The organism is Pseudomonas allokribbensis, from assembly GCF_014863605.1.
Taxonomy (GTDB): Bacteria; Pseudomonadota; Gammaproteobacteria; order Pseudomonadales; family Pseudomonadaceae; genus Aquipseudomonas; species Aquipseudomonas allokribbensis.
In genome coordinates this window covers 6,492,076-6,514,773 of record NZ_CP062252.1, presented here as the reverse complement: position 1 = coordinate 6,514,773, position 22,698 = coordinate 6,492,076, and the positions used below count along the sequence as shown (strand labels likewise).

General features: G+C 61.5%; 20 protein-coding genes. 10 read left to right on the top strand and 10 right to left on the bottom strand.

Annotation, left to right across the window (positions count from 1 at the left end; genetic code table 11):
- Positions 1 to 37 precede the first annotated feature (37 nt).
- Positions 38 to 1,231 carry a DUF3142 domain-containing protein gene (locus IF199_RS30045; RefSeq protein WP_192559361.1) on the top strand — a complete coding sequence of 398 codons (1,194 nt, stop codon included), beginning with the start codon at positions 38 to 40 and terminating at the stop codon, positions 1,229 to 1,231.
- Positions 1,218 to 3,356: a tetratricopeptide repeat protein gene (locus tag IF199_RS30040; RefSeq protein WP_192559360.1), complete on the top strand. Its 2,139-nt coding sequence runs from the start codon at positions 1,218 to 1,220 to the stop codon at positions 3,354 to 3,356. Before IF199_RS30045 ends, IF199_RS30040 begins: the two co-directional genes overlap by 14 nt.
- Here IF199_RS30040 and IF199_RS30035 read toward each other — a convergent pair.
- Positions 3,353 to 3,982 (bottom strand): LysE family translocator, encoded by a 630-nt coding sequence (locus tag IF199_RS30035; RefSeq protein WP_192559359.1) that lies wholly within the window; start codon positions 3,980 to 3,982, stop codon positions 3,353 to 3,355. The genes IF199_RS30040 and IF199_RS30035 overlap by 4 nt on opposite strands.
- Before the next feature lie 144 nt (positions 3,983 to 4,126).
- Here IF199_RS30035 and IF199_RS30030 point away from each other — a divergent pair, with 144 nt between their 5' ends.
- Positions 4,127 to 4,600 (top strand): Lrp/AsnC family transcriptional regulator, encoded by a 474-nt coding sequence (locus IF199_RS30030; RefSeq protein WP_007954205.1) that lies wholly within the window; start codon positions 4,127 to 4,129, stop codon positions 4,598 to 4,600.
- Between the two features lie 37 nt (positions 4,601 to 4,637).
- Here the strand turns inward: IF199_RS30030 and lpdA are convergent, their stop codons facing one another.
- A complete protein-coding gene (gene lpdA, locus IF199_RS30025; protein WP_192559358.1) occupies positions 4,638 to 6,038 on the bottom strand; it encodes a dihydrolipoyl dehydrogenase in 1,401 nt (466 codons plus the stop codon).
- A 193-nt stretch (positions 6,039 to 6,231) separates the two neighbouring features.
- Here lpdA and hflK (IF199_RS30020) point away from each other — a divergent pair, with 193 nt between their 5' ends.
- From hflK (IF199_RS30020) to cfaB, 5 genes are all read left to right on the top strand, one after another.
- The gene (gene hflK, locus IF199_RS30020; protein WP_192559357.1) at positions 6,232 to 8,190 is read left to right on the top strand and encodes a protease modulator HflK; all 1,959 of its coding nucleotides are present in this window, start codon (positions 6,232 to 6,234) and stop codon (positions 8,188 to 8,190) included.
- Positions 8,187 to 9,230 (top strand): protease modulator HflC, encoded by a 1,044-nt coding sequence (hflC, locus tag IF199_RS30015; RefSeq protein ID WP_192559356.1) that lies wholly within the window; start codon positions 8,187 to 8,189, stop codon positions 9,228 to 9,230. The genes hflK (IF199_RS30020) and hflC overlap by 4 nt, the downstream gene beginning before the upstream one ends.
- Positions 9,227 to 10,285, top strand: a complete 1,059-nt coding sequence (gene hflK / locus IF199_RS30010; RefSeq protein ID WP_192559355.1) for a protease modulator HflK — start codon at positions 9,227 to 9,229, stop codon at positions 10,283 to 10,285. The genes hflC and hflK (IF199_RS30010) overlap by 4 nt, the downstream gene beginning before the upstream one ends.
- Entirely contained in the window at positions 10,282 to 12,189 is a 1,908-nt protein-coding gene (locus tag IF199_RS30005) for a heavy metal translocating P-type ATPase (protein WP_192559354.1), read from the top strand. The genes hflK (IF199_RS30010) and IF199_RS30005 overlap by 4 nt, the downstream gene beginning before the upstream one ends.
- 177 nt (positions 12,190 to 12,366) lie before the next feature.
- Entirely contained in the window at positions 12,367 to 13,554 is a 1,188-nt protein-coding gene (cfaB, locus tag IF199_RS30000) for a C17 cyclopropane fatty acid synthase CfaB (RefSeq protein ID WP_192559353.1), read from the top strand.
- A gap of 1 nt (position 13,555) precedes the next feature.
- Here cfaB and cls read toward each other — a convergent pair whose 3' ends face one another.
- Entirely contained in the window at positions 13,556 to 14,995 is a 1,440-nt protein-coding gene (cls, locus tag IF199_RS29995; protein WP_192559352.1) for a cardiolipin synthase, read from the bottom strand.
- Positions 14,996 to 15,141: 146 nt separating this feature from the next.
- Here cls and IF199_RS29990 point away from each other — a divergent pair, with 146 nt between their 5' ends.
- On the top strand, positions 15,142 to 15,660 hold the full coding sequence (locus IF199_RS29990) for a DUF3617 domain-containing protein (RefSeq protein ID WP_096817084.1): 519 nt from the start codon (positions 15,142 to 15,144) through the stop codon (positions 15,658 to 15,660).
- 40 nt (positions 15,661 to 15,700) lie between these two features.
- Here IF199_RS29990 and IF199_RS29985 read toward each other — a convergent pair whose 3' ends face one another.
- From IF199_RS29985 to folE2, 6 genes are read right to left on the bottom strand one after another with little or no spacing between them, the layout of a single operon-like run.
- Complete coding sequence (locus IF199_RS29985) at positions 15,701 to 17,038, bottom strand: dihydroorotase (protein WP_192559351.1); 1,338 nt, start codon at positions 17,036 to 17,038, stop codon at positions 15,701 to 15,703.
- Positions 17,039 to 17,041: 3 nt separating this feature from the next.
- Entirely contained in the window at positions 17,042 to 17,602 is a 561-nt protein-coding gene (locus IF199_RS29980) for a gamma carbonic anhydrase family protein (protein ID WP_096817088.1), read from the bottom strand.
- Positions 17,599 to 18,474, bottom strand: coding sequence for a metal ABC transporter substrate-binding protein (locus IF199_RS29975; RefSeq protein WP_102620634.1), 876 nt, complete (start codon positions 18,472 to 18,474; stop codon positions 17,599 to 17,601). Before IF199_RS29975 ends, IF199_RS29980 begins: the two co-directional genes overlap by 4 nt.
- A gap of 11 nt (positions 18,475 to 18,485) precedes the next feature.
- Positions 18,486 to 19,352, bottom strand: a complete 867-nt coding sequence (locus IF199_RS29970; RefSeq protein WP_102620635.1) for a metal ABC transporter permease — start codon at positions 19,350 to 19,352, stop codon at positions 18,486 to 18,488.
- A complete protein-coding gene (locus IF199_RS29965; protein ID WP_096817093.1) occupies positions 19,352 to 20,020 on the bottom strand; it encodes a metal ABC transporter ATP-binding protein in 669 nt (222 codons plus the stop codon). The genes IF199_RS29970 and IF199_RS29965 overlap by 1 nt, the downstream gene beginning before the upstream one ends.
- Positions 20,017 to 20,913 carry a GTP cyclohydrolase FolE2 gene (gene folE2, locus IF199_RS29960; RefSeq protein ID WP_192559350.1) on the bottom strand — a complete coding sequence of 299 codons (897 nt, stop codon included), beginning with the start codon at positions 20,911 to 20,913 and terminating at the stop codon, positions 20,017 to 20,019. Before folE2 ends, IF199_RS29965 begins: the two co-directional genes overlap by 4 nt.
- A gap of 84 nt (positions 20,914 to 20,997) precedes the next feature.
- Here folE2 and IF199_RS29955 point away from each other — a divergent pair, with 84 nt between their 5' ends.
- Entirely contained in the window at positions 20,998 to 22,197 is a 1,200-nt protein-coding gene (locus IF199_RS29955; protein ID WP_192559349.1) for an N-acetylmuramoyl-L-alanine amidase, read from the top strand.
- Here IF199_RS29955 and IF199_RS29950 read toward each other — a convergent pair.
- Entirely contained in the window at positions 22,194 to 22,529 is a 336-nt protein-coding gene (locus tag IF199_RS29950; protein WP_244142427.1) for a glutamine synthetase, read from the bottom strand. The genes IF199_RS29955 and IF199_RS29950 overlap by 4 nt on opposite strands.
- Between the last annotated feature and the right edge of the window lie 169 nt (positions 22,530 to 22,698).

The window sequence follows — 22,698 nt, the reverse complement described above, 5'->3', positions numbered from 1 at the left end:
TAACCTTGCAGCCTGATGTCTCAGGGATCTGCAAGGTATGCGCTTTTTTATCGGGTGGTCAGCCGTGGTGGCGGCGTTGCTGCTGTGTGGTTGTGAACCCCGGGATGCCGTGCCGCTCGATCAGCAACTCTACGTCTGGCAGCGGCAATGGACGCCGGCCCATGAACTCGCCCTGAAGGACAGTCATGGCGACTTCTCGACGCTTCGGGTGCTGGTGCTGCAAGCCTTTCCGAATGCCGGATGGAGTCGGGCGCGAGTCGATTCCGCGCTGCTGAAGCAGGATGCCCGAGCGCTGATTGCGGTGATTCGCCTCGACGGCCAGCTCAAGGCGCTCGACCAGCAAGCCGTCACGGCGCAGATTCTTCAGGTGCTTGTCGACTGGCAAGGGCAGGGACTGACCCCGAGCGGCGTCGAGATCGACCATGATGCCGGCAATTCCCGATTGCCGGACTACACCGATTTCCTCATTCATTTGCGCGGCGCATTGCCGGCCAACCTGCCTTTGAGCATCACCGCGTTACCCGCCTGGCTCGACAGCCCGCAATTGCCGGCGCTGTTGGCGGCTGTCGACAGCAGTGTGTTGCAGGTGCATGCCGTCAGTGATCCTCGTCGTGGTCTGTTCGACCCCGAGCAGGCTCGACGCTGGGCCAACGCCTGGGGGAGGGTGTCCGACAGACCGTTCTACCTGGCGCTGCCCGCCTACGGTGTGGCGCTGTTGCCGGACGCCGGTGGCGCTCCGGTGGTGGAGAGTGAAGTCACACTGGATCGCAGCGGCGAGCGACGCGAGTTGCTCGCCGATCCGCAGCAACTGGGCCGGCTGGCCAATGAATTGCGCGAGAATCGCCCGGAACATCTGGCCGGTCTGATCTGGTTTCGCCTGCCGCTGGCCAACGACCGCAGGGCCTGGAGTCTGAGCACGCTGCGGGCGGTCGCCCGAGGCGACGCGTTGAGCAGCCGTCTCAGCCTGACGTTCACCGAACACAACGGCCTGCAAGACATCGCCCTGCGTAACGTCGGCAACCTGGACAGCGCCTGGCCCGCCCGCATCACCGTCAAAGCCCGGGGGTGCGATGGTGCCGATGCGCTCGCCGGTTATGCATTGCAACAGTCAGCGGATCTGCTTACCTTCACCCGCCTGCGCGACGGCCGATTGCCGGCGGGCGGGCAGCGTGCGATCGGTTGGGCACGTTGCGCAAATATTGATCAAGGAGGTTCGCATGTTGACCCGTAACTGGCCCCGCCATCTGCTTTGCCTGAGCCTCAGCCTGCCGCTGGGATCGGCGCTGGCCTGCGGCCCGGATTTCCCGATGCGTCTGCTCGATGATCGCGGGCAATCGCTGGCGGAACTGCCGGAGGGCAACTTCAAGTTCGAGATCAATCGCCTCGGCAAGACCATTGCCGGGCTGAAGAACGTCACGGCGGTCACCTACAACCCGGATGACATCTATGGCGAACCCAAGGAGCTCGCTGAACTGCGTGAGAAGGCCGAGCAGCAAGGCCTGAGCGCGGAGCAGCAGGCGCTGGTCAAGCAACTGCGCAGCCTGACCGATGCGCGTCAGGTCGAGGTACAGGGCGCGAGCCTGCCGGCGGAACTGCGTCTGTATGTGGCGGGCGCGGTAGCGTTCGGCGCCGGTGATCATCAACTGGCCGTCGAGTACTTCCGCCAATTGCTGGCGCTGCCGGCCGATCAACGCGCGTTGCGCAGCACCTGGGCCGCTTATTCGCTGGGCCGGGCGTTCTTTGCCATGAGCAGCGAAGCAGGCGATACGCTCGACGCGTTGGAAAACGCCATCGAAGCCTTCCGCCAGACGCGACAACTGAGCATCGACGGTTTCAGCGATCCGCTGGAACTCGGCGTGGCCAGCCTCGGCGAAGAAGCGCGAGCGCTGCGCACGGCGGGCAGTTGGGACAAGGCCATCGAACTCTATGCCACGCAAAACCTGCATGGCTCGAACGTCGGCTACACCTCGCTGAAGCTGTTGATGAACGATCTGGCCGAAGAACCCGAGGATCGACTGGAGAAGTTGTTGCGCGGCAAAGCCGTGCAGCAGCTGGTGACCGCGTCGCTGATCAGCCGGATCGGCTGGTCATTCGGCGACGAGCCGCCGAACGAGAAAAAACTGATCAAGGCGTTGCAGGAGAGCACGCGCGGCAGCCTCGATAACGCTGATCGTCTGGCGGCCATGAATTATCAACAGGGCGACTACGCCAGCGCCAAGGCGTTCCTCGAACACGCCGGCGACAGCGGCCTGGCGTGGTGGCTGCGGGCGAAACTGGCGGTGCGCGATGGCGACAAGGTCGCGGCGGCTGCGGCCTATGCGAAAGCTGCGCAAGCGTTCCCGCAGGGTGAATCCTGGGGCGAGCGGCGTACCGCCGACTGGAATCTTGAATCCCTTCAGCCCAAATGCCGGGTCGAGGGTGAAAGCGCGATTCTGGCGCTGCAACGTGGCGAGTACCTGCAGGCCTTCGATCAGTTGTATCGCAGCCAGAGCATTTACTGGTTCGACGCTGCGACCGTGGCCGAGCGGGTGCTGACGGTCGAGGAACTGAAAAACTACGTCGATACCAACGTCCCGGCACCGCCCGCTCTGAGCCAGCAGGATCGTGACAATTACGTGCCGCTGCCGGTGGCTGCGAGCCTGCGCAATCTACTGGGCCGGCGTTTGTTGCGTGAAGGGCACTACAAAGAAGCGGTCGGTTATTTCGACAATGCCGATCTGCAGAACAAGGCCCGGCTCTACGGCGAGCAACGCCTGAAGGCTGATTCGGCGTGGTGGCCGACCAAGCGTGCCAGCGCACTGTTCAATGCGGCGTGGACGGCCCGCGAGTGGGGCATGGACATTCTGGGTTACGAAATGGCGCCGGATTACGCGACCTTCGGCGGCAACTACAGCCTGGAAACCCCCGAGCTGAAAGTCGGGCCTCTGGTGAGCGAAGCCGAAGTGCAACGTCAGAAGGCCAGCGAAGCGCAGCCGGATGAGCGATATCACTATCGGTTTGTTGCCACAGCGCTGGCCAACCGTGCGGCGGATAACTTGCCGCACACCAGCCAGGCGTTCGCCGCCGTGCTGTGTTCGGCCGCCGGCTGGAACAGCAGCCTGGAAGAACAGAGCGCGTTGTACAAACGTTATGTCGACGAAGGGCCGTACGTTCTGTGGGCCGTGGATTTCGGCCATCAGTGCCCTTATCCGGACTTCGAAAACGCTGACAAGCGCTATGTCACTCAGGTGACCGACTCGGTGCGTTCGACACTGCGGCCATACAAGTGGCCGGTGCAGATCGGTGCGATTGTGGTCTTCACTGCGGTGGCGTTGTTGCTGATTGCCCGCCGCCAGCGCAAGGCCCGCAAAGCCTAAGCCTGCTGGACGAACGTCAGGCGCACGGCGAAGCCGATCAACAGGCTGCCGAACAACCACTGCTGCACGCGTTGGGCCGTTGGGCTGTGTTTCAGCCAGCGGCCCAGCGCCGTGCCGAGCAAGGCATAGGCGCTGTCGAACAGCAATCCAGCGGCCACCAGCATCGCACCGAGCACCGCAAACTGCGTCAGCACCGGTGAGCCATTCGCCACGATGAATTGCGGCAGCAGCACCGAGCAGAACAGCAAGGCTTTCGGGTTGAGCAGATTGGTCAGCAGGCCACGACGGATTGCGGCGCGCCACTGCCCATGGCTGTCCATTACGGTGCCGGCGTTCAGATCAGGCAGCAGCGTGGTGCGCAGGCATTGAATGCCGATCCACAGCAAGTACGCCGCCCCGGCCATCCGCACCGCATCGAACGTCCACGGCGCAGCCTTGAACAGCGCCGCCAGCCCCAGCGCCGCGAGCGCTACATGACAACCTCGGGCAACCGCCAGCCCCACTGCCGTGGCAAGCGCTGCGCCGCGACCCTGACGAGCGCCAGTCTGTAGCAGCAGGATCATGTCCGGACCGGGCAGCAGATAGACCACCGCCAAAGCCAGGAAAAACAGCCAGAGACTCGCCATGTCGCACCCCTTTCGTTGTCGATTCGGTGCAACCAGTCTATGACCGAGGGGCAGGGCAGGTGCTTGCGTAGTTCGCTTCTATAACTGTTGGGATTGGCATAACCTGCTTTCTTTTTGCGGTTACACCATCAGGATCTGCCAACCATGAAACTCGACGCCTTCGATCGCAAGATTCTCGCCGCGCTGCAACGGGACGGGCGCCTGAGCAATGTGCAACTGGCGGACGAGATCGGTTTGTCCGCGTCGCCGTGCCTGCGTCGGGTGCGGATGCTCGAAGAGGCGGGGGTGATTCGCGGTTATCAGGCGAATCTGGACCGTGATGAGGTGGGGCTGGGGCTGACGGTGTTCGTCGGGGTCAAGGTGGAACGACACAACGATGAACAGGCCGAGGCGTTTCACCGGGCGGTGACAGCGTTGCCGGAGGTGATTTCGGCGTTTCTGGTCTCAGGGGAATCGGATTTTCTGCTGCAAGTGGTGGTGCCGGACTTGCGCGCCTACGACCGTTTTTTAACCGGTTGTCTGCTGAAGTTGCCGGGGGTAAGCGACATCCGCAGCAACTTTGCGATTCACACGGTGAAGACCCCGGGAGCGTTGCCCCTGGGGCATTTGCCGTCCTGATATTTCCCGCATTGCGCGGGAAGTATCCGCGAAGTGCTTACATCTGCGTTGCCATGCCCTCGACATTCATTGCCGCCTGACGCAACGCCTCGGAACGGGTCGGGTGAGGGTGGCAGGTCAGCGCAATGTCTTCGGCCGACGCGCTGAACTCCATGGCCACGCAGTACTCGCCGATCATTTCACTGACGCTCGGGCCGACCAGATGCACGCCAAGGACTTCGTCGGTGTGCGCGTCGGCGATGACTTTGGCAAAGCCTTCGGTTTCGTGATTGATCTTCGCCCGGCTGTTGGCGGTGAACGGGAACTTGCCGACCTTGTAGGCCCGGCCTTCAGCCTTGAGCTGCTCTTCGGTCTTGCCGACGCTGGCCAGTTCCGGTTTGGTGTAGATCACGTTGGGGATCAGGTCGTAGTTGACCTCGCCCGCCTTGCCGACGATCTGCTCGATGCAGGCCATGGCTTCGTCTTCGGCCTTGTGCGCGAGCATCGGCCCTGAGGTGACATCGCCTATCACCCAAACGCCGGGTGCTTCGGTGCGATGGTGTTTGTTGGCGAGCATGCCGCGTTTGTCGGTGCTCAGGCCGACGTTCTCCAGGCCCAGGCCTTGGGTGTAAGGACGGCGACCGATGGCGACCAGCACGTAATCAGCTTCCAGCAGCTCGGCGGTGCCGCCAGCTGCCGGTTCGATGCTCAGTTGCACGCCGTTGGCCGAAGACGTGGCGCTGGTGACTTTGGAACTCAATTTGAAACTGATGCCCTGTTTGCTCAGCGAGCGTTGCAGGGTCTTGCCGGCCTCGCCGTCCACGCCGGGGCAGATGCGGTCGAGGTATTCCACCACCGTCACTTGCGCGCCGAGTCGCCGCCAGACCGAGCCGAGTTCGAGGCCGATCACGCCGGCACCGATCACCACCAGATGCTTGGGCACTTCGCTCAAGGACAGGGCGCCGGTGGAATCGAGGATGCGCTGGTTGTCGATTGCCACGCCGGGCAGGGGAGTGGGCTCGGAACCGGTGGCGATGACGATGTCGGTGGCGGTCAGTTCGATGCGGCTGCCCTGATCGCCGGTCACGCTGACTTTTCCGGGACCATCGATGTGGCCCCAGCCCTTGATCCAGTCGACCTTGTTCTTACGGAACAGGAACTCGATGCCTTTGGTCAGGCCGGCGACGCTTTCGTCCTTCTGTTTCATCATTTGCGCGAGGTTGAGCGTCGGTTTGACCTCGATGCCGAGGTTGGCAAATTCCGCCCCCATCGCCGCGTCGTAGAGTTCGGACGCATGCAACAGCGCCTTGGACGGCATGCAACCAACGTTGAGGCAGGTGCCGCCCAGCGTGGCGCGGCCTTCCACGCACGCGGCCTTGAGGCCTAACTGGCCGGCGCGGATCGCCGCGTTATAACCGCCGGGCCCACCGCCCAGAATCACTACGTCATAGTTGCTCATGCGCTTACTCCTGGCTGAAGAATGCGGATCGCTAAAAATTACGTACGTAATATGTGCGTTTCCGGACATTTCGGTCAAGGCTTCAGGAACGCGACAGGTTGGGCATCCTTGAATGTGAAATTGAGTACAAATATTTCACGGATTTCGTTATATCGTAACGAGTTGTGCAGTGAGCCAAGGGTTTTGGGGGGTTATGCAAGTCGATCTGGACGTTGATGGCACGCAAGTGACCGGTTTGCCGCGCTTTCAGCAGGCGGCGGCTCAGGGTCGCCGATTGCGCCGGTTGGCCATCGGACTCGGCGGGTTGGCCGTGGCCGGAGGGGTGCTGGCGTTTTTTGTTGGCCTGTTCGCCTCGCAATCGCTGTGGCCGGCGCTGCTGGTCAATCAGAGTGCGGCGTTGCTGGTACTGGTTGCCGGGCTGCAATCGGCGTGGTGGGTGGCCGATTGGCGGGCGCGGGTGATCAACCCGGTGGTGCCGGTGACTGTCGAGGCAGAAACGCCGGGGCCGGACGGCTGGTACGAGCGACTGCTGGATCGATTGAGCCGACGCAGCCTGCATGTGCTGGGACAGATCGGCGCGGCAACCTTATGGCTGGGCGGTCTGGCGCTGTTGGCGTTGCTCGGCATCGAGCAGATGTGGAACCTGGCATTGCCTTCGGCTGCGGTGGGTTTGTCCGCTTCCGTCAGCGCGGCGATTGCGCTGCTGCTGGCGTTCGGTCTGCTGGTGCTGGAGCGGCAACTGGCTCAGGAAAACCCGGCGCAATGGCCCGAGGCGGGAGCGCTGGCGCAGCTGGTTCGAGTGGTCATCATCAGTCTGGTACTGGGTGCATTGTGCTTGCTGTTCGCCAGTGAGAGTTCGGTCTGGCCTGTGCGGCTGGCGGTGTTGATCGGCATCCTGCCGGGGCTGGTCGCGCTGGAGTTGTTGCTGCGTGCCGTGCTGTCGCTGTTCAGTCCGCGCCGCGAACAACTTGAACCGGTGCTGCTGGCCCGCAGTTTTGTTGCCGATCTGCTGCGCTGGCCGCCGCAACCATTGCTCGCCTTGCAGCACGAATTGCACAACCGCTTCGGTATCGATCTGCGGCAGATCTGGGCCTTCAGTTACATGCGCCGGGCGTTCCTGCCGGTGTTGGTGCTGGTGGCGGCGGTGGGCTGGTTGCTCACCGGCATTCATGAAATCCCGCTGCAAAGTCGTGGCATCTACGAGCGCTTCGGCAAACCGGTGCAGGTGTTCGGCCCCGGTTTGCATGCCGGCCTGCCTTGGCCGCTGGGCCGGGTGTTGAACGTGGAGAATGGCGTGGTGCATGAACTGGCGACCAGCGTGGGCGAAAATCCGGCGCCCGTGCTGCCGGATCCGGCGGAAGGTCCGGCCCCGATCACCGCCAACCGCTTGTGGGATGCCAGCCACGTCAACGACAAATCCCAGGTCATCGCCAGCAGCCGTGGCGAGCAACAGAGCTTCCAGATCGTCAACATGGACGTGCGTTTCGTCTACCGCATCGGCCTCAGCGATCAGGCAGCGTTGGCCGCGACTTACAACAGTGCGGATGTGCCGACGCTGATCCGCAGCACTGCGAGCCGGATTCTGGTCCACGATTTTGCGTCACGCACCCTCGACGGTTTGCTGGGGCAAGACAGGGTAGGGCTGGCCGATGAAATTGGCCGCGCCGTGCAAAACGATCTTCAGAAGCTCGACAGCGGCGTAGAAATTCTCGCCACGGTGGTCGAGGCAATTCACCCACCGGCCGGTGCGGCCAACGCGTACCACAGCGTGCAAGCGGCGCAGATCGGCGCCCAGGCGTTGATCTCTCGTGAGCGTGGCGCGGCTGCCGAAGCAAGTAATCAGGCGCAGTTGCAGGCCAGTCTCGCGCGCGATCAGGCCAGCGCCAATGCCCACGAAACCAGCTCGACCGCCCGCGCGGCGGACCAGAAATTCAGCGCCGAGCAAAAAGCCTACGCCAGCGCCGGTCAGGCCTTTGTGCTGGAGCAGTACCTCAGCCAGCTCAGTCAGGGACTGGGTAAAGCCAAACTGTTGGTGCTCGACCATCGTCTCGGCGGCAGCAGCAACGCGCCGACCATCGACCTGCGTACGTTCACGCTGCCGGCTGACCCGACGCCGGCGCGCACCACCGCTCAACCAGGAGCCACCCATTGAGCCAGTCGCATACTCACGATCACCATGACCACAGCGGTCACGACCATGCTCATGGCGGCCATCACCATCACGGGCATCACCACCACCATCATGGTGCTCCGGAAGAAGCGGGGCCTTTCCCGTGGCGACACATGGGCTGGGCTGTGTTGCTGGTGGCGTTTGCCATCGCAGCGGCAAGTCTGGTGCAGGTGCGCTCCGGTGAAGCCACGGTCATCACCCGCTTCGGCAATCCGTCCCGGGTGTTGCTGGAGCCCGGTCTGAGCTGGCGCTGGCCGGCGCCGTTCGAAGCGGCGATCCCGGTGGATCTGCGTCTGCGCACCACATCGAGTGGTTTGCAGGATGTCGGCACCCGCGACGGTTTGCGCATCATTGTGCAAGCGTATGTCGCGTGGCAGGTGCAGGGTGACGCGGACAATGTTCAGCGTTTCATGCGCGCAGTGCAGAATCAGCCAGATGAGGCGGCGCGGCAGATTCGTACCTTTGTCGGCTCGGCACTGGAGACCACCGCCAGCAGTTTCGACCTGGCCAATCTGGTCAACACCGATGCCAACCAGGTGCACATCGCCGATTTCGAAGCGCAGTTGCGTCAACAGATCGATCAGCAGTTGCTCGCCACTTACGGTGTGCGCGTGGTGCAAGTGGGTATCGAGCGACTGACCTTGCCGTCGGTGACACTCACCGCGACGGTTGACCGGATGCGCGCCGAGCGTGAAACCATCGCCACCGAACGCACGGCGATCGGCAAGCGTGAAGCCGCGCAGATTCGTTCCGGCGCTGAACGTGATGCGCGAATCGTACAGGCTGACGCGACGGTGAAAGCGGCCGAAATCGAAGCGCAATCTCGGGTCGAAGCGGCGCAGATTTATGGCCGTGCTTATGCTGGATCGCCGCAGCTGTACAACCTGCTGCGTTCGCTGGATACCCTTGGCACTATCGTCACGCCGGACACCAAATTGATCCTGCGCACCGACGCCGCGCCATTCCGAGTGCTGGTGGATGGCCCGCCGAATATGGACAGCAAGACCGGAACGCAGCCATGAGTGAAGTTCCACGTGGAACAAATTCGTTGAACAGTCCGTGGATTCAGGCGGGACGTCTGGCGTTTTTTGCCCTGTACGCGGTGACGGTGTTGGCGGCGTTGGCCTGGGCGTTTTCCAACGTGCGGCAGATCGACCCGCAGAATCGCGCGGTGGTCATGCATTTCGGTGCACTGGATCGCATCCAGAATGCCGGGTTGTTATTGGCTTGGCCGCAGCCGTTCGAACAGGTTGTTTTGCTGCCGGCGGCGGATCGGGTCATCGAGCGTCGAGTGGAAAACCTGTTGCGCAGTCCTGCTGCAATACAGGCCGATCGCGTTGCGACATTCGCCACACCGCTGAGCGATGCATTGGCCGGTTCAGGCTATTTGCTCACGGGTGATGCCGGTGTCGTGCAGCTGGATGTGCGGGTGTTCTACAAGGTCACCGATCCTTATGACTTCGTGCTGCAAGGCGACCATGTGCTGCCGGCACTGGATCGACTGGTGACCCGCAGTGCGGTGGCCCTGACGGCGGCGCGGGATCTGGACACCATTCTGGTGGCGCGACCGGAACTGATCGGCGCCGACAATCAAGCCGCCGAACGACGCGAGCGATTGCGCGGCGACCTGGTGCAAGGCATCAATCGTCGCTTGGCTGAATTGAAGTCGAGCGGGCAGGGCATCGGTATCGAAGTGGCACGGGTCGATGTGCAATCGAGTCTGCCCGAGCCGGCGGTCGGTGCTTTCAACGCCGTACTGACCGCCAGCCAACAGGCTGACAAAGCGGTGGCCAATGCCCGCACCGACGCTGAAAAAATCACCCAGACCGCCAACGAACTGGCCGACCGTACCTTGCAGGTCGCCCATGCCCAGGCCGGTGAGCGGTTGGCAAAAGCCTCCGCCGATACCGCGACCGTCATGAGTCTGGCCCAGGCCCGACAGCAGGGCACCGACCCGCAAATGCTGCTGCGCCTGTACCGCGAACGGATACCGAAAATTCTCAGCCAGGCCGGTTCGGTCACCACGGTCGATCCGAAAGACGATTCCCGCCTGATCATTCAGGGAGCCAGTAAATGACCGCCACTACCGCCGCACCGAGCCTGTTGTCCTCGGCTGAGCAACGTCGCGCTGCGCGCCAATTGACCCTGGCGATGCTCGCCCTTGGCTTGCTTGGGCTTGGATTGATCTGGCGCTGGTTGATGCCGGAGCAAACCGGCGTCAGTCAGTTGCTGCTCGGTGTTGCTTCTTTGCTGGTCGCAGTGCCAGTGATGCGTTCGGCATGGTTCAGCTTGCGTTATCCGAGTCTGCACGGCATCACCGACCAATTGATCGCGCTGGCGATGCTTGGCGCTTGGGCAACCGGTGACCTGCTCACCGCTGCGCTGCTGCCGATCATCATGATCTTCGGCCATGTGCTGGAGGAGCGCAGCGTGATTGGCTCGCAGGAGGCGATTCACGCGTTGGGTCAACTTACTCGCAGCCATGCACGGAAAATCCAGGCGGACGGCACTGTGATCGAAGTCGATAACGGCACGCTCAAGGCGGGTGACTCCGTTGAAGTCCGCGCTGGTGATCGGGTGCCGGCAGACGGGCGGGTGTTGTCCGGCCAGGCCAGCCTCGACACAGCGTCGATCACCGGTGAGTCGGTGCCGGTGGAGGCGGGCGTCGGAATGACCGTGTTTGGCGGGGCGATCAACCTCGATGGTTTGCTGCGTATTGAAGTGACCCGCACCGGCGATGAATCGACCCTGGGCAAGGTCATCGCGCTGATGCAGAACGCCGAGCGTTCCAAACCACCGATCACCCGGCTGCTGGAACGTTACGCTGGCAGCTACATGGTGCTGGTGTTGCTGCTGGCGGCGGTGACCTGGTTTGTCACCAACGATGCGCAGGCAATGTTGGCGGTGCTGGTCGCAGCCTGTCCTTGCGCGCTGGTGTTGTCGGCACCGGCCACGGCGATTGCCGGTGTGGCGGTCGCGGCGCGGCACGGGATTCTGATCCGCAGTTCGGCCTTCCTTGAAGAGTTGGCTGACCTCACGTCCCTGGTGGTCGACAAGACCGGCACGCTCACCTACGGCACGTTGCGTTTGCAGTCGATCAACAGCGCGCAGGCGGATCACGATTCCGTGATGGCGCTGGCTGCCAGTCTTGGCGCTGCCAGCAGTCACCCGGTCAGTCGTGCACTGGCGGGTCTGGTTCATGCAGACAACGTGCTGGTACTGACCGACATTCACGAACGACAAGGTTTGGGTGTGGTCGCCAAGACGGAGCAGGGTGAAGCGGCACTCGGTCGCCCGGAGCTGTTTGCGCAACTGGGCATCCCGACCACATCGGTTCCCGATCACGACGGCCCGATCGCCGGCTTGGCCTTGAATGGTGAGTTTCTCGCCTGGTTGTTACTGGCTGACAGCGTCAAACCGGAAGCACGCTTCGCCTTGAGCGAACTGCGCGAATTGGGCCTCGGTCGGCAACTGTTGCTGACCGGCGACCGTCAGAGCGTGGCGCAAACCCTGGCGCGGGATGTCGGCCTGCATGAAGTCGAAGCCCAAGCCTTGCCCGAAGACAAACTCAATCGAGTGTTGAAGGAAATCGACAACGGTTTCCGGCCGATGGTGGTCGGCGACGGCATCAACGATTCGCTGGCACTCAAGGCCGGGGTGGTGGGGGTTGCGATGGGGGCGGGCGGTGCGGACATCGCATTGGCGTCCGCCGACATCGTGCTGATCGGCAGTGATCTGCGCCGTCTCGGCACTTGTGTGCGCCTGAGCCGCCAATGTCGGCGCACGCTGCAGGTAAACGTGATCATCGGTCTGGGCTGGACGCTGGCCATCGTCGTGTTCGCCGCGTTCGGCTGGCTAGGTGCCGCCGGGGCGATGATCGCTGCGCTGCTACACAACCTCAGCACATTGCTGGTGTTGGGCAATGCCGGTCGCTTGTTGCGCTTCCAGGAGCCGCTGTTGAAGCTGAACGAGCAGAATTGATCATTTTTCGAACTGTGCGCCGGTCTTGAAGTCTTCAGAGAAGGCGCACTGGAGCACGGAGATCGGTGCCGTTGCAGCCACGTTGGCTGATAGGTGGCGACTATCGAATCGATAGCCTGCTAATTTTCAAGGATGGTCTACCCTCAGATCAGACGTCTGAAACCAGGGGGATATTCCATGCTCGCGCAACTTCCACCGGCCTTACAGAATCTGCAGCTTCCGCTTCGCCTGCGACTCTGGGACGGCCATGAATTCAATTTGGGCCCGACGCCCAGCGTCACCATCGTGGTCAAGGACCCGTTGATGGTGTCTCAATTGACCCATCCAAGTCTCGACGCGCTGGGGGCGGCGTTCGTTGAGGGCAAGCTCGAACTCGAGGGCTCGATCAGCGAGGTCATCCGGGTCTGCGATGAATTGAGCAACGCGTTGCTCGACGAGGACGAAGACAGTCAGCCGGTGCGAACCGTGCACGACAAGGAAACCGACGCCAAAGCCATTTCCTACCACTACGACCTGTCCAACGCGTTCTATCAGCTGTGGCTGGACAGCGACATGGCGTATTCCTGCGCCTATTTCGAAACCGGCAGCGAAACCCTGGAGCAGGCCCAGCAGGCGAAGTTCCGGCACCTGTGTCGCAAGCTGCGCCTGCAACCGGGTGACTACTTGCTGGATGTGGGTTGCGGTTGGGGCGGTCTGGCGCGTTACGCCGCCCGTGAGTTCGGTGCCAAAGTCTTCGGTATCACCCTGAGCAAGGAGCAACTGGCGCTGGCTCGGGAGCGCGTCAAAGCCGAAGGCCTGGAAGATCAGATCGAACTGCAACTGCTCGATTACCGCGATCTGCCGCAGGACGGGCGTTTCGACAAAGTGGTGAGCGTCGGCATGTTTGAGCACGTGGGTCACGCCAACCTGGCCGAGTACTGCAAAACCCTGTTCGGCGCGGTGAAAGAGGGCGGTCTGGTGATGAACCACGGCATCACCGCCAAGCACACCGATGGCCGTCCGGTGGGACGCGGTGCTGGCGACTTCATCGAAAAATATGTGTTCCCCAATGGCGAGCTGCCACACCTGGCGATGATCTCGGCCGAGATCAGCGAGGCCGGTCTGGAGGTCGTCGATGTCGAAAGCCTGCGTCTGCATTACGCGCGCACGCTGGACCATTGGAGCGAGCGGCTGGAGGACAACCTCGAAGCGGCCGGCAAACTGGTGCCGGATCAGGCCCTGCGTATCTGGCGCCTGTACCTGGCCGGTTGCGCCTACGCGTTTGCCCGGGGCTGGATCAATTTGCACCAGATTCTCGCGGTGAAGGCCCACCCCGATGGCAGCCATGAACTGCCGTGGACCCGCGACGACATCTATAACCCTTGAGCTAGAGAATCGGTGAAATCAGCCGGGCGATCCGCATGCCGAGTTGTTGCAGGCGGTGGATCTCCCGGCCTTCTTCCTTGGCGATTTCGTAGGCCTGGGCAAAGTCCTCATTGAGCATCTGTTCCACGTGGCCGGCGAATTCGCTATCGACCGTCAGCAACATCACTTCGAAATTCAACCGGAACGAACGGTTGTCCAGATTGGCGCTGCCGATGGCGCTGATTTCGCTGTCGACCAACACCACTTTCTGATGCAGGAAACCCGGTTCGTAGCGGAACACCCGCACCCCGGCGCGCACCGCTTCGAACGCGTAAAGGCTCGATGCTGCGTAAACGATGCGGTGATCGGGGCGCGAAGGCAGCAGTAATCGCACATCGACACCGCGCAGCACCGCGAGGCGCAATGCGGCGAAAACCGCTTCGTCGGGGATGAAGTAAGGGCTGGTGATCCACACACGTTCAGTCGCGGCATGGATGGCTTCGACGAAGAACAGCGAACAGGTTTCGTAGGCATCCGCCGGGCCGCTGGCCAGCAGTTGGCAGAGCACGCCGTCTTCCGGATAGACGTCCGGCAGGATCAGCGGCGGCAGCGTACGCGCGGCCCAGAACCAGTCTTCGGCAAATGACTCCTGCATGCAAGCGACCACCGGGCCGCGCACCTGAACGTGGGTGTCGCGCCATGGTGCCAGGGGTGGTTTTTCGCCCATGTATTCGTCGCCGACGTTATGCCCGCCAACGAAGCCGATCATTCCGTCGACCACGACGATCTTGCGATGGTTGCGGAAATTCACCTGGAAGCGATTGAGCCAGCCGCTGCGGGTAGCGAACGCTTTAACTTCGACTCCGCCATCGCGCAGGGCCTGCACATAACTGTGGGGCAGGGCGTGGCTGCCGATGCGGTCGTACAGCAGATGAATCGCAACGCCTTCTGCGGCTTTCTTCAGCAGCAGTTCGCGCAGGCGCTGGCCGAGGTGATCGTCGTGAATGATGAAAAACTGAATCAGCACGGCTTCCCGAGCCTGGTCGATTGCGTGGAAAATCGCGTCGAACGTGGCGGTGCCGTTGATCAGCAATCGCACTTCATTGTTGGCCAGGCACGGCATGCGGCCCAGCTTCGGCATCGCCCGTAGTGAGTCGTAGGCATTCGAGGCGCGAGCGGTCAGGGCTTCCTCTACCCACGGCCGCCAGTTGAGTTCGGAAACGGCCTGACGCATCTGTTCGTTGGCCTGACGCCGGGCCTTGATATAACCGTCGAAGGTGCTGCGACCGAACACCAGGTAGGGAATGAGGGTGAGATAGGGAATGAAGATCAGCGACAGCGCCCAGGCGATCGAGCCTTGCGCGGTACGGACGGTCAACACCGCATGGATGGCGGCAATCGTGCCCAGGCTATGTATCAGAGCGATCAGATAACCGAAGATGTGCGGTCCAAAATAATCCATGGGGCAACCTTGCTCCTGAAGATTCAATGCTTAACAGACCATGTTCCTTTGCGGTTGTCGCTATTTTCTTTTTAGCCATGAAAGCAGGCCATGAACCGAAACAAGCGGCCGGCGTCTAACGGCCACTACTGATCAGGAGTTTTTCAATGAACGTTCGTCTGCTGGGTTTGGCGCTGGGTCTGGGGTTGGCCTTGCCGTTGGTTGCTCAGGCGCAAATGCTGCAGCCGGGGTTGTGGGAAATGACGTCGAGCAACGTAAAGGTCGATGATCAGGCCATGGACGTGCAATCGATCCTCGGCCAGATTCAGGGCCAGATCTCCCCGCAACAGCGGGCGGCGCTGGAGAAGCAAGGGATCAACATCGGTGGCAAAGGCATCCGTGCCTGCCTGACACCGCAGCAAGTGGCGACCAATGATATTCCGCTGGCAGACCCGCAGTCGGGCTGCAAACAGCAGATCACCGAGCGCAACGGCAACCAATGGAAATTCCGTTTCAGTTGCCCGCGAGCCTCGGGCACCGGTGTGGCGACGTTCGTCAGCGATCGTGAGTTCACCACCATCGCCAACGGCACGTTCAATGCCATCGGGATCAACCAGAAGGGCAGTCTGGAAACCCGCGCCGTGTGGTTGGGCCAGGATTGCGGCACCGTCAAACCAAGAGCCTGAAAATCGAACCGCCCCCACAACAGTGTGGGGGCGGTTTTTTCTAGCGCATGAACCGTAACGGCAATCCCTGACACCCGTCATGCAGCCGATTGTCGTTCCACGCAACCTGTCCCGACACCAGCGTCGTACTCACCCGATGGCGAAAGCTTCGGCGAGCAAACGGCGTCCATCCGCACTGTGACAGGATCGGTTGTCGTGATACCGCGACACCCTCGGGCTCTGGCTGAATCAATACCAGATCCGCCCAATAACCTTCCCTCAAATAACCGCGATCCGGAATGGCAAACAGGTCGGCCACCCGGTGGCTGGTCTTCGCTACCAGCGTGGTGATCGGCAGCACGCCATCCGCTACCAGTTCCAACAACGCCGGCAACGCATGTTGCACCAGAGGCAGGCCGGACGGTGCCTGGGCATACGACAGCTGTTTCTCCGCCCAGGTATGCGGGGCGTGGTCGCTGCCGATCACATCCAGTCGATTGCTCGACAAGGCCAGACGCAGCGCATCGCGATCAGCCTGGCTTTTGATCGCCGGGTTGCATTTGATCTGGTTGCCGAAGTCCGGATAGTCGCGATCATCGAACAGCAGGTGATGCAGGCAAACCTCCGCCGTGATGCGTTTATGCGCCAGAGGTTTGTCCTCGAACAGTTGCAGTTCCCGGGCGGTGGTCAGGTGCAGCACGTGCAGGCGAGTGCCATGGCGTTTGGCGAGATCCACCGCCAGCGAAGAGGAGCGATAGCAGGCCTCGGCATTACGGATCAGCGCATGGGCGTCGGGAGGGAGATGATCGCCGAACTGCTCGCGCAATCTGGCGGTGTTGGCCTCGATGCACGGCGTGTGTTCGCAATGGGCCAGCAGGATCGTCGGCACCTCGGCGAACAATCGCTCCAGCGTTTTGGGGTCATCAACCAGCATGTTGCCGGTCGATGCCCCCATGAACACTTTGACCCCGGCCACTTCACTGGGATTGAGCGCCGCGACGGTGTCCAGGTTGTCGTGACTGACGCCGAAGTGAAAGCCGTAGTTGGCCACCGAGTTGATCGCCGCTCGACGCTTTTTGTCGGCCAGCGCTTCGAGGGTGAGGGTGGTCGGGTTGGTGTTGGGCATGTCCATGAAACTGGTGATGCCACCGGCCACGGCTGCGCGGGATTCGGTGTAGATGCTGCCTTTGGTTGGCGAGCCCGGCTCACGGAAATGCACCTGGTCGTCGATCATTCCCGGCAACAGCCATTGGCCGTTGGCGTCGATTTCCAGTGTGGCGTTTTCTCCGAAGATGCTGCGGCCGATCTTGACGATGCGACCGTGGCTGACCAGCAGATCGGCGTAGAACTCATGCCCGTCATCAACCAGGCGCGCATTGCGAATCAGCACACTGTTCATGGTTCAGAACTCGTTCTGCAGGGCTTTGTAGCCGCGCACCAGATCGACGTTGGTGCGCGCCACGTCTTCGGAAAACTCCGAAGCGCTGACGCTCACCGGCGGGAATTGCGAAAGGTCGGTGTTCGGGCCGATGCGGGTGGTGGAGGGCACGTAGAACGCATCCGGCAGATCCCGGCCATCGACCACCGAGTTGTGCCGCACCACGCAACCGTTGCCGACCACGCAGTTGAACAGCACGCTGTTGAAGCCGATGAACACCCGGTCGCCGACCTTGCATGGCCCATGCACGATCGAGCGGTGGGCGATGGAGCTGAACTCACCGATGGTCACCGCCGCGCCGGATTTGGAGTGGATCACTACGCCATCCTGGATGTTCGAGTTGGCGCCGATGGTGATCGGCTCCATCTCGCCCGAAGCGTCTACTTCATCGGCGCGAATGACGGCGTAGGGACCGACGAACACGTTTTCGCCGATCACCACTTTGCCGCAGATGATCGCGGTTTTATCGACGTAGGCAGACTCGGCAATTTGCGGCAGATCGCCGGAAGGATTTTTGCGGATCATGGTTGGCTCAGGGCGTCGTAAAGGGTGTTGAGGTTGTATTCGAAGAGGCCGGTGAACGTGCTGGCCGGACCCGACGCGGCGAGGGCATCGGAGTACAGCGTGCCGCCGATGTGTGCGCCGCTTTCATCGGCAATCTGTTTGAGCAGGCGGGCGTCCTTGATGTTTTCCATGAACACCGCTTTGACCTTGGCCTGGCGGATCTGGGTGATCAGTGCAGCGACTTCGGCGGCGGAAGGCTCGCGCTCGGTGGACAGACCTTGCGGCGCCATGAAGTCGATCCCGTAGGCTTGCCCGAGGTAACCGAAGGCGTCGTGGCTGGTGACGATCTTGCGGTTGCCCGGCGGCAGGGAGCCGAGCTTGGCCTTGGCTTCGGCGAGGAGGGCGTAGATCTGTTTCAGGTAGGCCTTGCTGTTGCGTTCGTAGTCGGCTTTGTTCGCTGGGTCGGCGGCGATCAGTGCCTTGGTGATGTTGGCGACATACAGCTCGGTGTTGGCCAGGTTGTGCCAGGCGTGAGGGTCGGGAACGGTTTCGCCATCTTCATCCAGAGAGCGGGGAATCACGCCGTGGCTGGCGCTGATGACGGTGGCTTTGGTGTCGGTGCTGGTCACCAGCCGATCCAGCCAGGGTTCAAAACCCAGCCCGTTCTTGACGATCAGTTTGGCTTTCAGAAGTGCCTTGGCATCGTCCGGCGTCGGTTCGTAGGTGTGGGCGTCGGCGTCCGGGCCGACCATGTTGGTGATCTGGATATGCTCGCCGCCGACCTGATGCACCATGTCGGCAAGGATGCTGAAACTGGTGACCACCGGCAGTTTCTCCGCCGCCGACAATGACATCGACAGCATCAGGCTGAACAACACAAGTAGAGCGCGCATCGGGAAACACCTCATTGGGATGTGAGCAAGGGCGGGCGGCGCAGCAGGCCGTGTACCGGCCCGAGCACGACGGACAACAGGTAACCGATGCCCGCGACCAGCACGATGGCCGGACCGCTGGGCAGCGAGTAGTAGAACGACAGCAACAGACCGAGCCACACCGACAGGCAACCGATGACTGCGGCGATGGCGATCAGGATTGGCAGGCGCCGGCTCCAGAAGCGTGAAGCGGCGGCGGGCAGCATCATCAGTCCGACTACCATCAGCGCACCGATGGCCTGAAAACCGATGACCAGGTTGAGCACCACCAGAGTCAGGAACACGCCGTGGGCGATCGGGCCGAGTCGGCTGACGGTGCGCAGGAACAGTGGATCGAGAGTGTCGAGCAGAAGCGGGCGGTAGATCAGCGCCATGGCAATCAGACTCAGCAGCGAAACGCCCAACATGCCGTTGAGGGTCGGTCCGTCGACCGCCAGTGCCGAGCCGAACAGCAAGTGCAGCAGGTCGAGACGTTTGCCGGCGATACCCAGAATCAACACGCCGCTGGCCAGGGAGATCGGGTAGATGGCCGCGAGGCTGGCATCCTCGCGCAGGCCTGTGCGACGGGTGATCCACGCGGCGAGTCCGGCCATGCTCAGGCCGGCACCGAGGCCGCCGAGGGTCAGCGCGGGAAGACTCAGGCCGGCAAACCAGAAGCCGAGCGCGGCACCGGGAAGGATGCCGTGGGCGACGGCATCGCCGATCAGGCTCATGCGTCGCAGGATCAGGAACACGCCCAATGGCGCAGTGCTGCACGCCAGCAGCAAACCGCCGAGCAGTGCTCGGCGCATGAACACGAACTCAAGGAACGGTTGCCAGAAATGCGCGGCGGCGTGCATCAGGCCACCTGTACATTGGGTGTTTGCTGGATCAGTTCGACACTGGGACCGAACACGCAGCCGCTGTGTTTGATCAGCAGCGTTTGTGGAATGTGTTGGCGGACAGCGGCGAGGTCGTGGCCCACCATGACCAGTGTCCGGCCTTGCGCATGCCAGGTATGCAGGTGTTGCCAGAGCAATGCCTGACCCAGTTCATCGAGAGCGGCATGGGGTTCGTCGAGCAGCAGCAAAGGCGTGTCGGCGAGACTCAGGCGAGCGAGCAGGGCGCGTTGCAGTTCACCGCCGGAGAGGGCCATCAACGGGCGCTGTTCAAGGCCACTCAAGTGCCAATCTTCAAGTGCCTGGGTGAGGCGTTGTGCGCGCAATTGCGTTGACAGTCGACGCCCCCAGAAACCGGCGGCTACCAATTCCTGAAGACTGATCGGGAATTGTCGGTCCAGGTGCTGTTGCTGAGGGAGGAATGACAAGCCGCTTTGGCGAGGGACGCCTAATGCAACGGCGCCGGCCAAAGGTCTCTGCAGTCCGGCGATGACTTTCAGCAGGCTGCTTTTGCCGCTGCCGTTGACACCGATGATGGCGGTCAGGCTGCCGCGTTCCAATTGAAGGCTCAGGGGTGGAGTGAGGGGTTGGCCGGGTGATCCCCAACTCAAGGACTGGAATCGAATCATGCGGTCTCCCGGCGCCAGTGACTTTCGGCGACCGCATCGTGGGCGTGGAGGCTTTCGGCGTGGATCACGCATAGGTGGAATTCGCGGATGCCGGGTGAGCGACGCAGCGCCAGATTCAGGCGGCGCGCGGCGTCTTCGCAGAACATCAGGTTCTGGCCATTGGCGAGGGCGAAGGCTTGTTCGTCGGCGCGTTTCACTGCGGTTTGCACGGCGGTGCCGAGGGCCGCTTCGGCATCGTTGATGGTCGAGGTCAGCGGCAAACCATCGACGAATTCATCCAGGTGCAGATGCAGTTGTGCGGTGCTGCGTTGGCTGTGGGGTGTTGCGACGATCCCCTGTGTCGAGCCCAGCCAGGCCAGAACCTCGGCATGTTGCAACGGCTTGTTGGCGAAATCGTCGACGAATTGCTGCTGGATCAATTGCCTCGCCAGAGCGGCAGAGCAGGGGCAAGTCGAGGAATAGGCCACCTCGATTTTCAGTTCCACGTGGAACACTGTGTTTTTCAGAGTGGCTGCAATGGTCACCGGATAGGTTTTCCATCCTGCCAATGGGCTGACCAATGCGGGCCTTCTGAGCAGCAAATCCGTATGGATATTCAAATAGGCGCTGTTGGCCAGGCCTTCATGGCTGTCGAGAAAACGCTGCAAAACCTGGTGCAGAAGTGCGGGAGTGAGGTTCTGTTGTTCCAGCCTTTCCAGCGCCAGATACAACCGTGACATGTGAATGCCACGGGCTTCGCCGTCATCGAGGCTGACACCCGCATCGGCTTTTGCTGCCAGGCGTTGGCCCTCGATAAAGACAGGTAGAGCGATGCCACGCATTCCCACCCAATCAAGCGGCAAAGCTTGGCGGGCAGCTTGCGCGGCGATATCCGGCAGCGTCAGCGCATTCATGTTCAGTACCATCGTGTTGATTGAATTTGATGTTACATTATAACAATTCAAATCACGATGCCTTTTTCATGAACGGGCTTTCATATGCACAGACGCCATTTGCTTAACCTGATGTTGGCCAGCGCTGCTTTGGCTTTTCCTTTCAGTGTCAGCGCCACACAAATTCGCGATGCACGCCTCTGGCGTTCGGATGACAAGCTTCGGTTGGTCTTCGATTTGAGCGGGCCAGTGAGCTACAAGACGTTCACACTGAGTGCACCAGATCGTCTGATCATCGACCTGAGTGGTGCCAGTTTGAGTGGCGATTTCAGTCAATTGGCGCTCAGCGAAACGGTTATTCGCAGCATCCGCTCCGGGCACTTTGGTAAGGGTGATACCCGAATCGTTCTGGATTTGAGTGGTCCGGTTCAGCTCAATACCTTCTTGCTGGCGCCTCAGGATGGGCAGGGGCATCGCCTGGTTCTGGATCTTTTGAGCGATTCAAAAGTGGCAACGCCGAGCGTTCCACGTGAAACACCCGGGAAAACCAATCATCCAAAACGAGACATTATTGTCGTGGTCGACCCTGGTCATGGCGGTAAAGACCCTGGTGCAGTCGGTGCAAAAGGCGAGCGAGAAAAGGACGTTGTGCTCTCGATTTCACAGCTGCTGGCACGGCGGTTGAAGCGGGAAAAAGGTTTCGATGTGAAGCTTGTACGCAATGACGACTTCTTTGTGCCGCTGCGCAAGCGCGTTGATATTGCCCGTCAGCACAAGGCCGATATGTTCATTTCGGTGCACGCGGATGCCGCACCGCGCCTGACCGCTTCTGGCGCATCTGTGTATTGCTTGTCTGAAGGTGGCGCGACGTCGGCCACTGCGCGCTTCATGGCGCAGCGGGAAAACGGCGCAGATCTGCTCGGTGCAACCAGCCTGCTGAATCTGAAGGACAAGGACCCGATGCTCGCCGGGGTCATCCTCGATATGTCGATGAACGCCACGATCGCCGCCAGTTTGCAGTTGGGCAGCACGGTGTTGGGGAGTCTGGCGGGCATCACCACGCTGCATCAAAAGCGTGTGGAACAAGCAGGATTTGCGGTGCTGAAGTCACCCGATGTGCCGTCGATTTTGGTGGAAACCGGGTTCATTTCTAACGCGCGGGACAGTCAGCGGCTGGTCACGGCACGCCATCAGCAAGCGGTGGCTGATGGATTGTTTGAAGGGTTGCAGCGCTATTTCCAGAAAAACCCACCGACCGACAGCTATATCGCCTGGCAGCAGGAGCAGCAACAAGCGCGTGTCTAGCAGCCTGTGAGTCGGCTGCAGGTGAACTTCCCGGTGCTTCCGCCGGAGCTGGAGAAGCGGTTGATCGTCGTCCAGCCCACCCGGCGGTTGTAGCCGACCCAGGCTTCGCCGTCGGAAGCGATCCCGGTGAAGAACGTCAGTTGCCCGTAAATGCTGTTGGTTTGCGCCCAGTAACGTTGGCCAATCTTCTCGAAACCCCGCAAATAAATCGTCTTGCCGGCGGTGTTGACGCTATAGGCGTTGCCATTGGCATCGACACACGCCAGCAGGTTAGCGCTGCGCGTGCAGGTAGCGAGCCCCGGGACTTGTGCCCATACGTCGAAGGCCAGCAAGGCGAGACCGAGGAGTGAGCATTTCAGCGCAGTTTCATGAGACGGCTCAAGGGCGAAGTGTTTCCAGCTTCCAGCCCTTTGTCATTTCCGGCAAGAAGAAAGTGGATCTTTAATATTGTTATACTATAACATAAATTCAATCGGGCTTTCCGTGGCTCCTGTATTCAAG

Excerpts from the sequence above, each read along its gene's own strand:
- IF199_RS29980 (WP_096817088.1), bottom strand. The coding sequence starts at position 17,602 with ATGATCCGCAAAAATCCTTCCGGCGATCTGCCGCAAATTGCCGAGTCT.
- IF199_RS30005 (WP_192559354.1), top strand. The coding sequence starts at position 10,282 with ATGACCGCCACTACCGCCGCACCGAGCCTGTTGTCCTCGGCTGAGCAA.
- lpdA (WP_192559358.1), bottom strand. The coding sequence starts at position 6,038 with ATGAGCAACTATGACGTAGTGATTCTGGGCGGTGGGCCCGGCGGTTAT.
- folE2 (WP_192559350.1), bottom strand. The coding sequence starts at position 20,913 with ATGAATGCGCTGACGCTGCCGGATATCGCCGCGCAAGCTGCCCGCCAA.
- hflK (WP_192559357.1), top strand. The coding sequence starts at position 6,232 with ATGCAAGTCGATCTGGACGTTGATGGCACGCAAGTGACCGGTTTGCCG.
- cls (WP_192559352.1), bottom strand. The coding sequence starts at position 14,995 with ATGGATTATTTTGGACCGCACATCTTCGGTTATCTGATCGCTCTGATA.
- IF199_RS30030 (WP_007954205.1), top strand. The coding sequence starts at position 4,127 with ATGAAACTCGACGCCTTCGATCGCAAGATTCTCGCCGCGCTGCAACGG.
- IF199_RS29985 (WP_192559351.1), bottom strand. The coding sequence starts at position 17,038 with ATGAACAGTGTGCTGATTCGCAATGCGCGCCTGGTTGATGACGGGCAT.
- IF199_RS29970 (WP_102620635.1), bottom strand. The coding sequence starts at position 19,352 with ATGCACGCCGCCGCGCATTTCTGGCAACCGTTCCTTGAGTTCGTGTTC.
- IF199_RS29965 (WP_096817093.1), bottom strand. The coding sequence starts at position 20,020 with ATGATTCGATTCCAGTCCTTGAGTTGGGGATCACCCGGCCAACCCCTC.
- IF199_RS29955 (WP_192559349.1), top strand. The coding sequence starts at position 20,998 with ATGCACAGACGCCATTTGCTTAACCTGATGTTGGCCAGCGCTGCTTTG.
- IF199_RS29975 (WP_102620634.1), bottom strand. The coding sequence starts at position 18,474 with ATGCGCGCTCTACTTGTGTTGTTCAGCCTGATGCTGTCGATGTCATTG.
- cfaB (WP_192559353.1), top strand. The coding sequence starts at position 12,367 with ATGCTCGCGCAACTTCCACCGGCCTTACAGAATCTGCAGCTTCCGCTT.
- IF199_RS29990 (WP_096817084.1), top strand. The coding sequence starts at position 15,142 with ATGAACGTTCGTCTGCTGGGTTTGGCGCTGGGTCTGGGGTTGGCCTTG.
- hflK (WP_192559355.1), top strand. The coding sequence starts at position 9,227 with ATGAGTGAAGTTCCACGTGGAACAAATTCGTTGAACAGTCCGTGGATT.
- IF199_RS30045 (WP_192559361.1), top strand. The coding sequence starts at position 38 with ATGCGCTTTTTTATCGGGTGGTCAGCCGTGGTGGCGGCGTTGCTGCTG.
- IF199_RS30035 (WP_192559359.1), bottom strand. The coding sequence starts at position 3,982 with ATGGCGAGTCTCTGGCTGTTTTTCCTGGCTTTGGCGGTGGTCTATCTG.
- IF199_RS30040 (WP_192559360.1), top strand. The coding sequence starts at position 1,218 with ATGTTGACCCGTAACTGGCCCCGCCATCTGCTTTGCCTGAGCCTCAGC.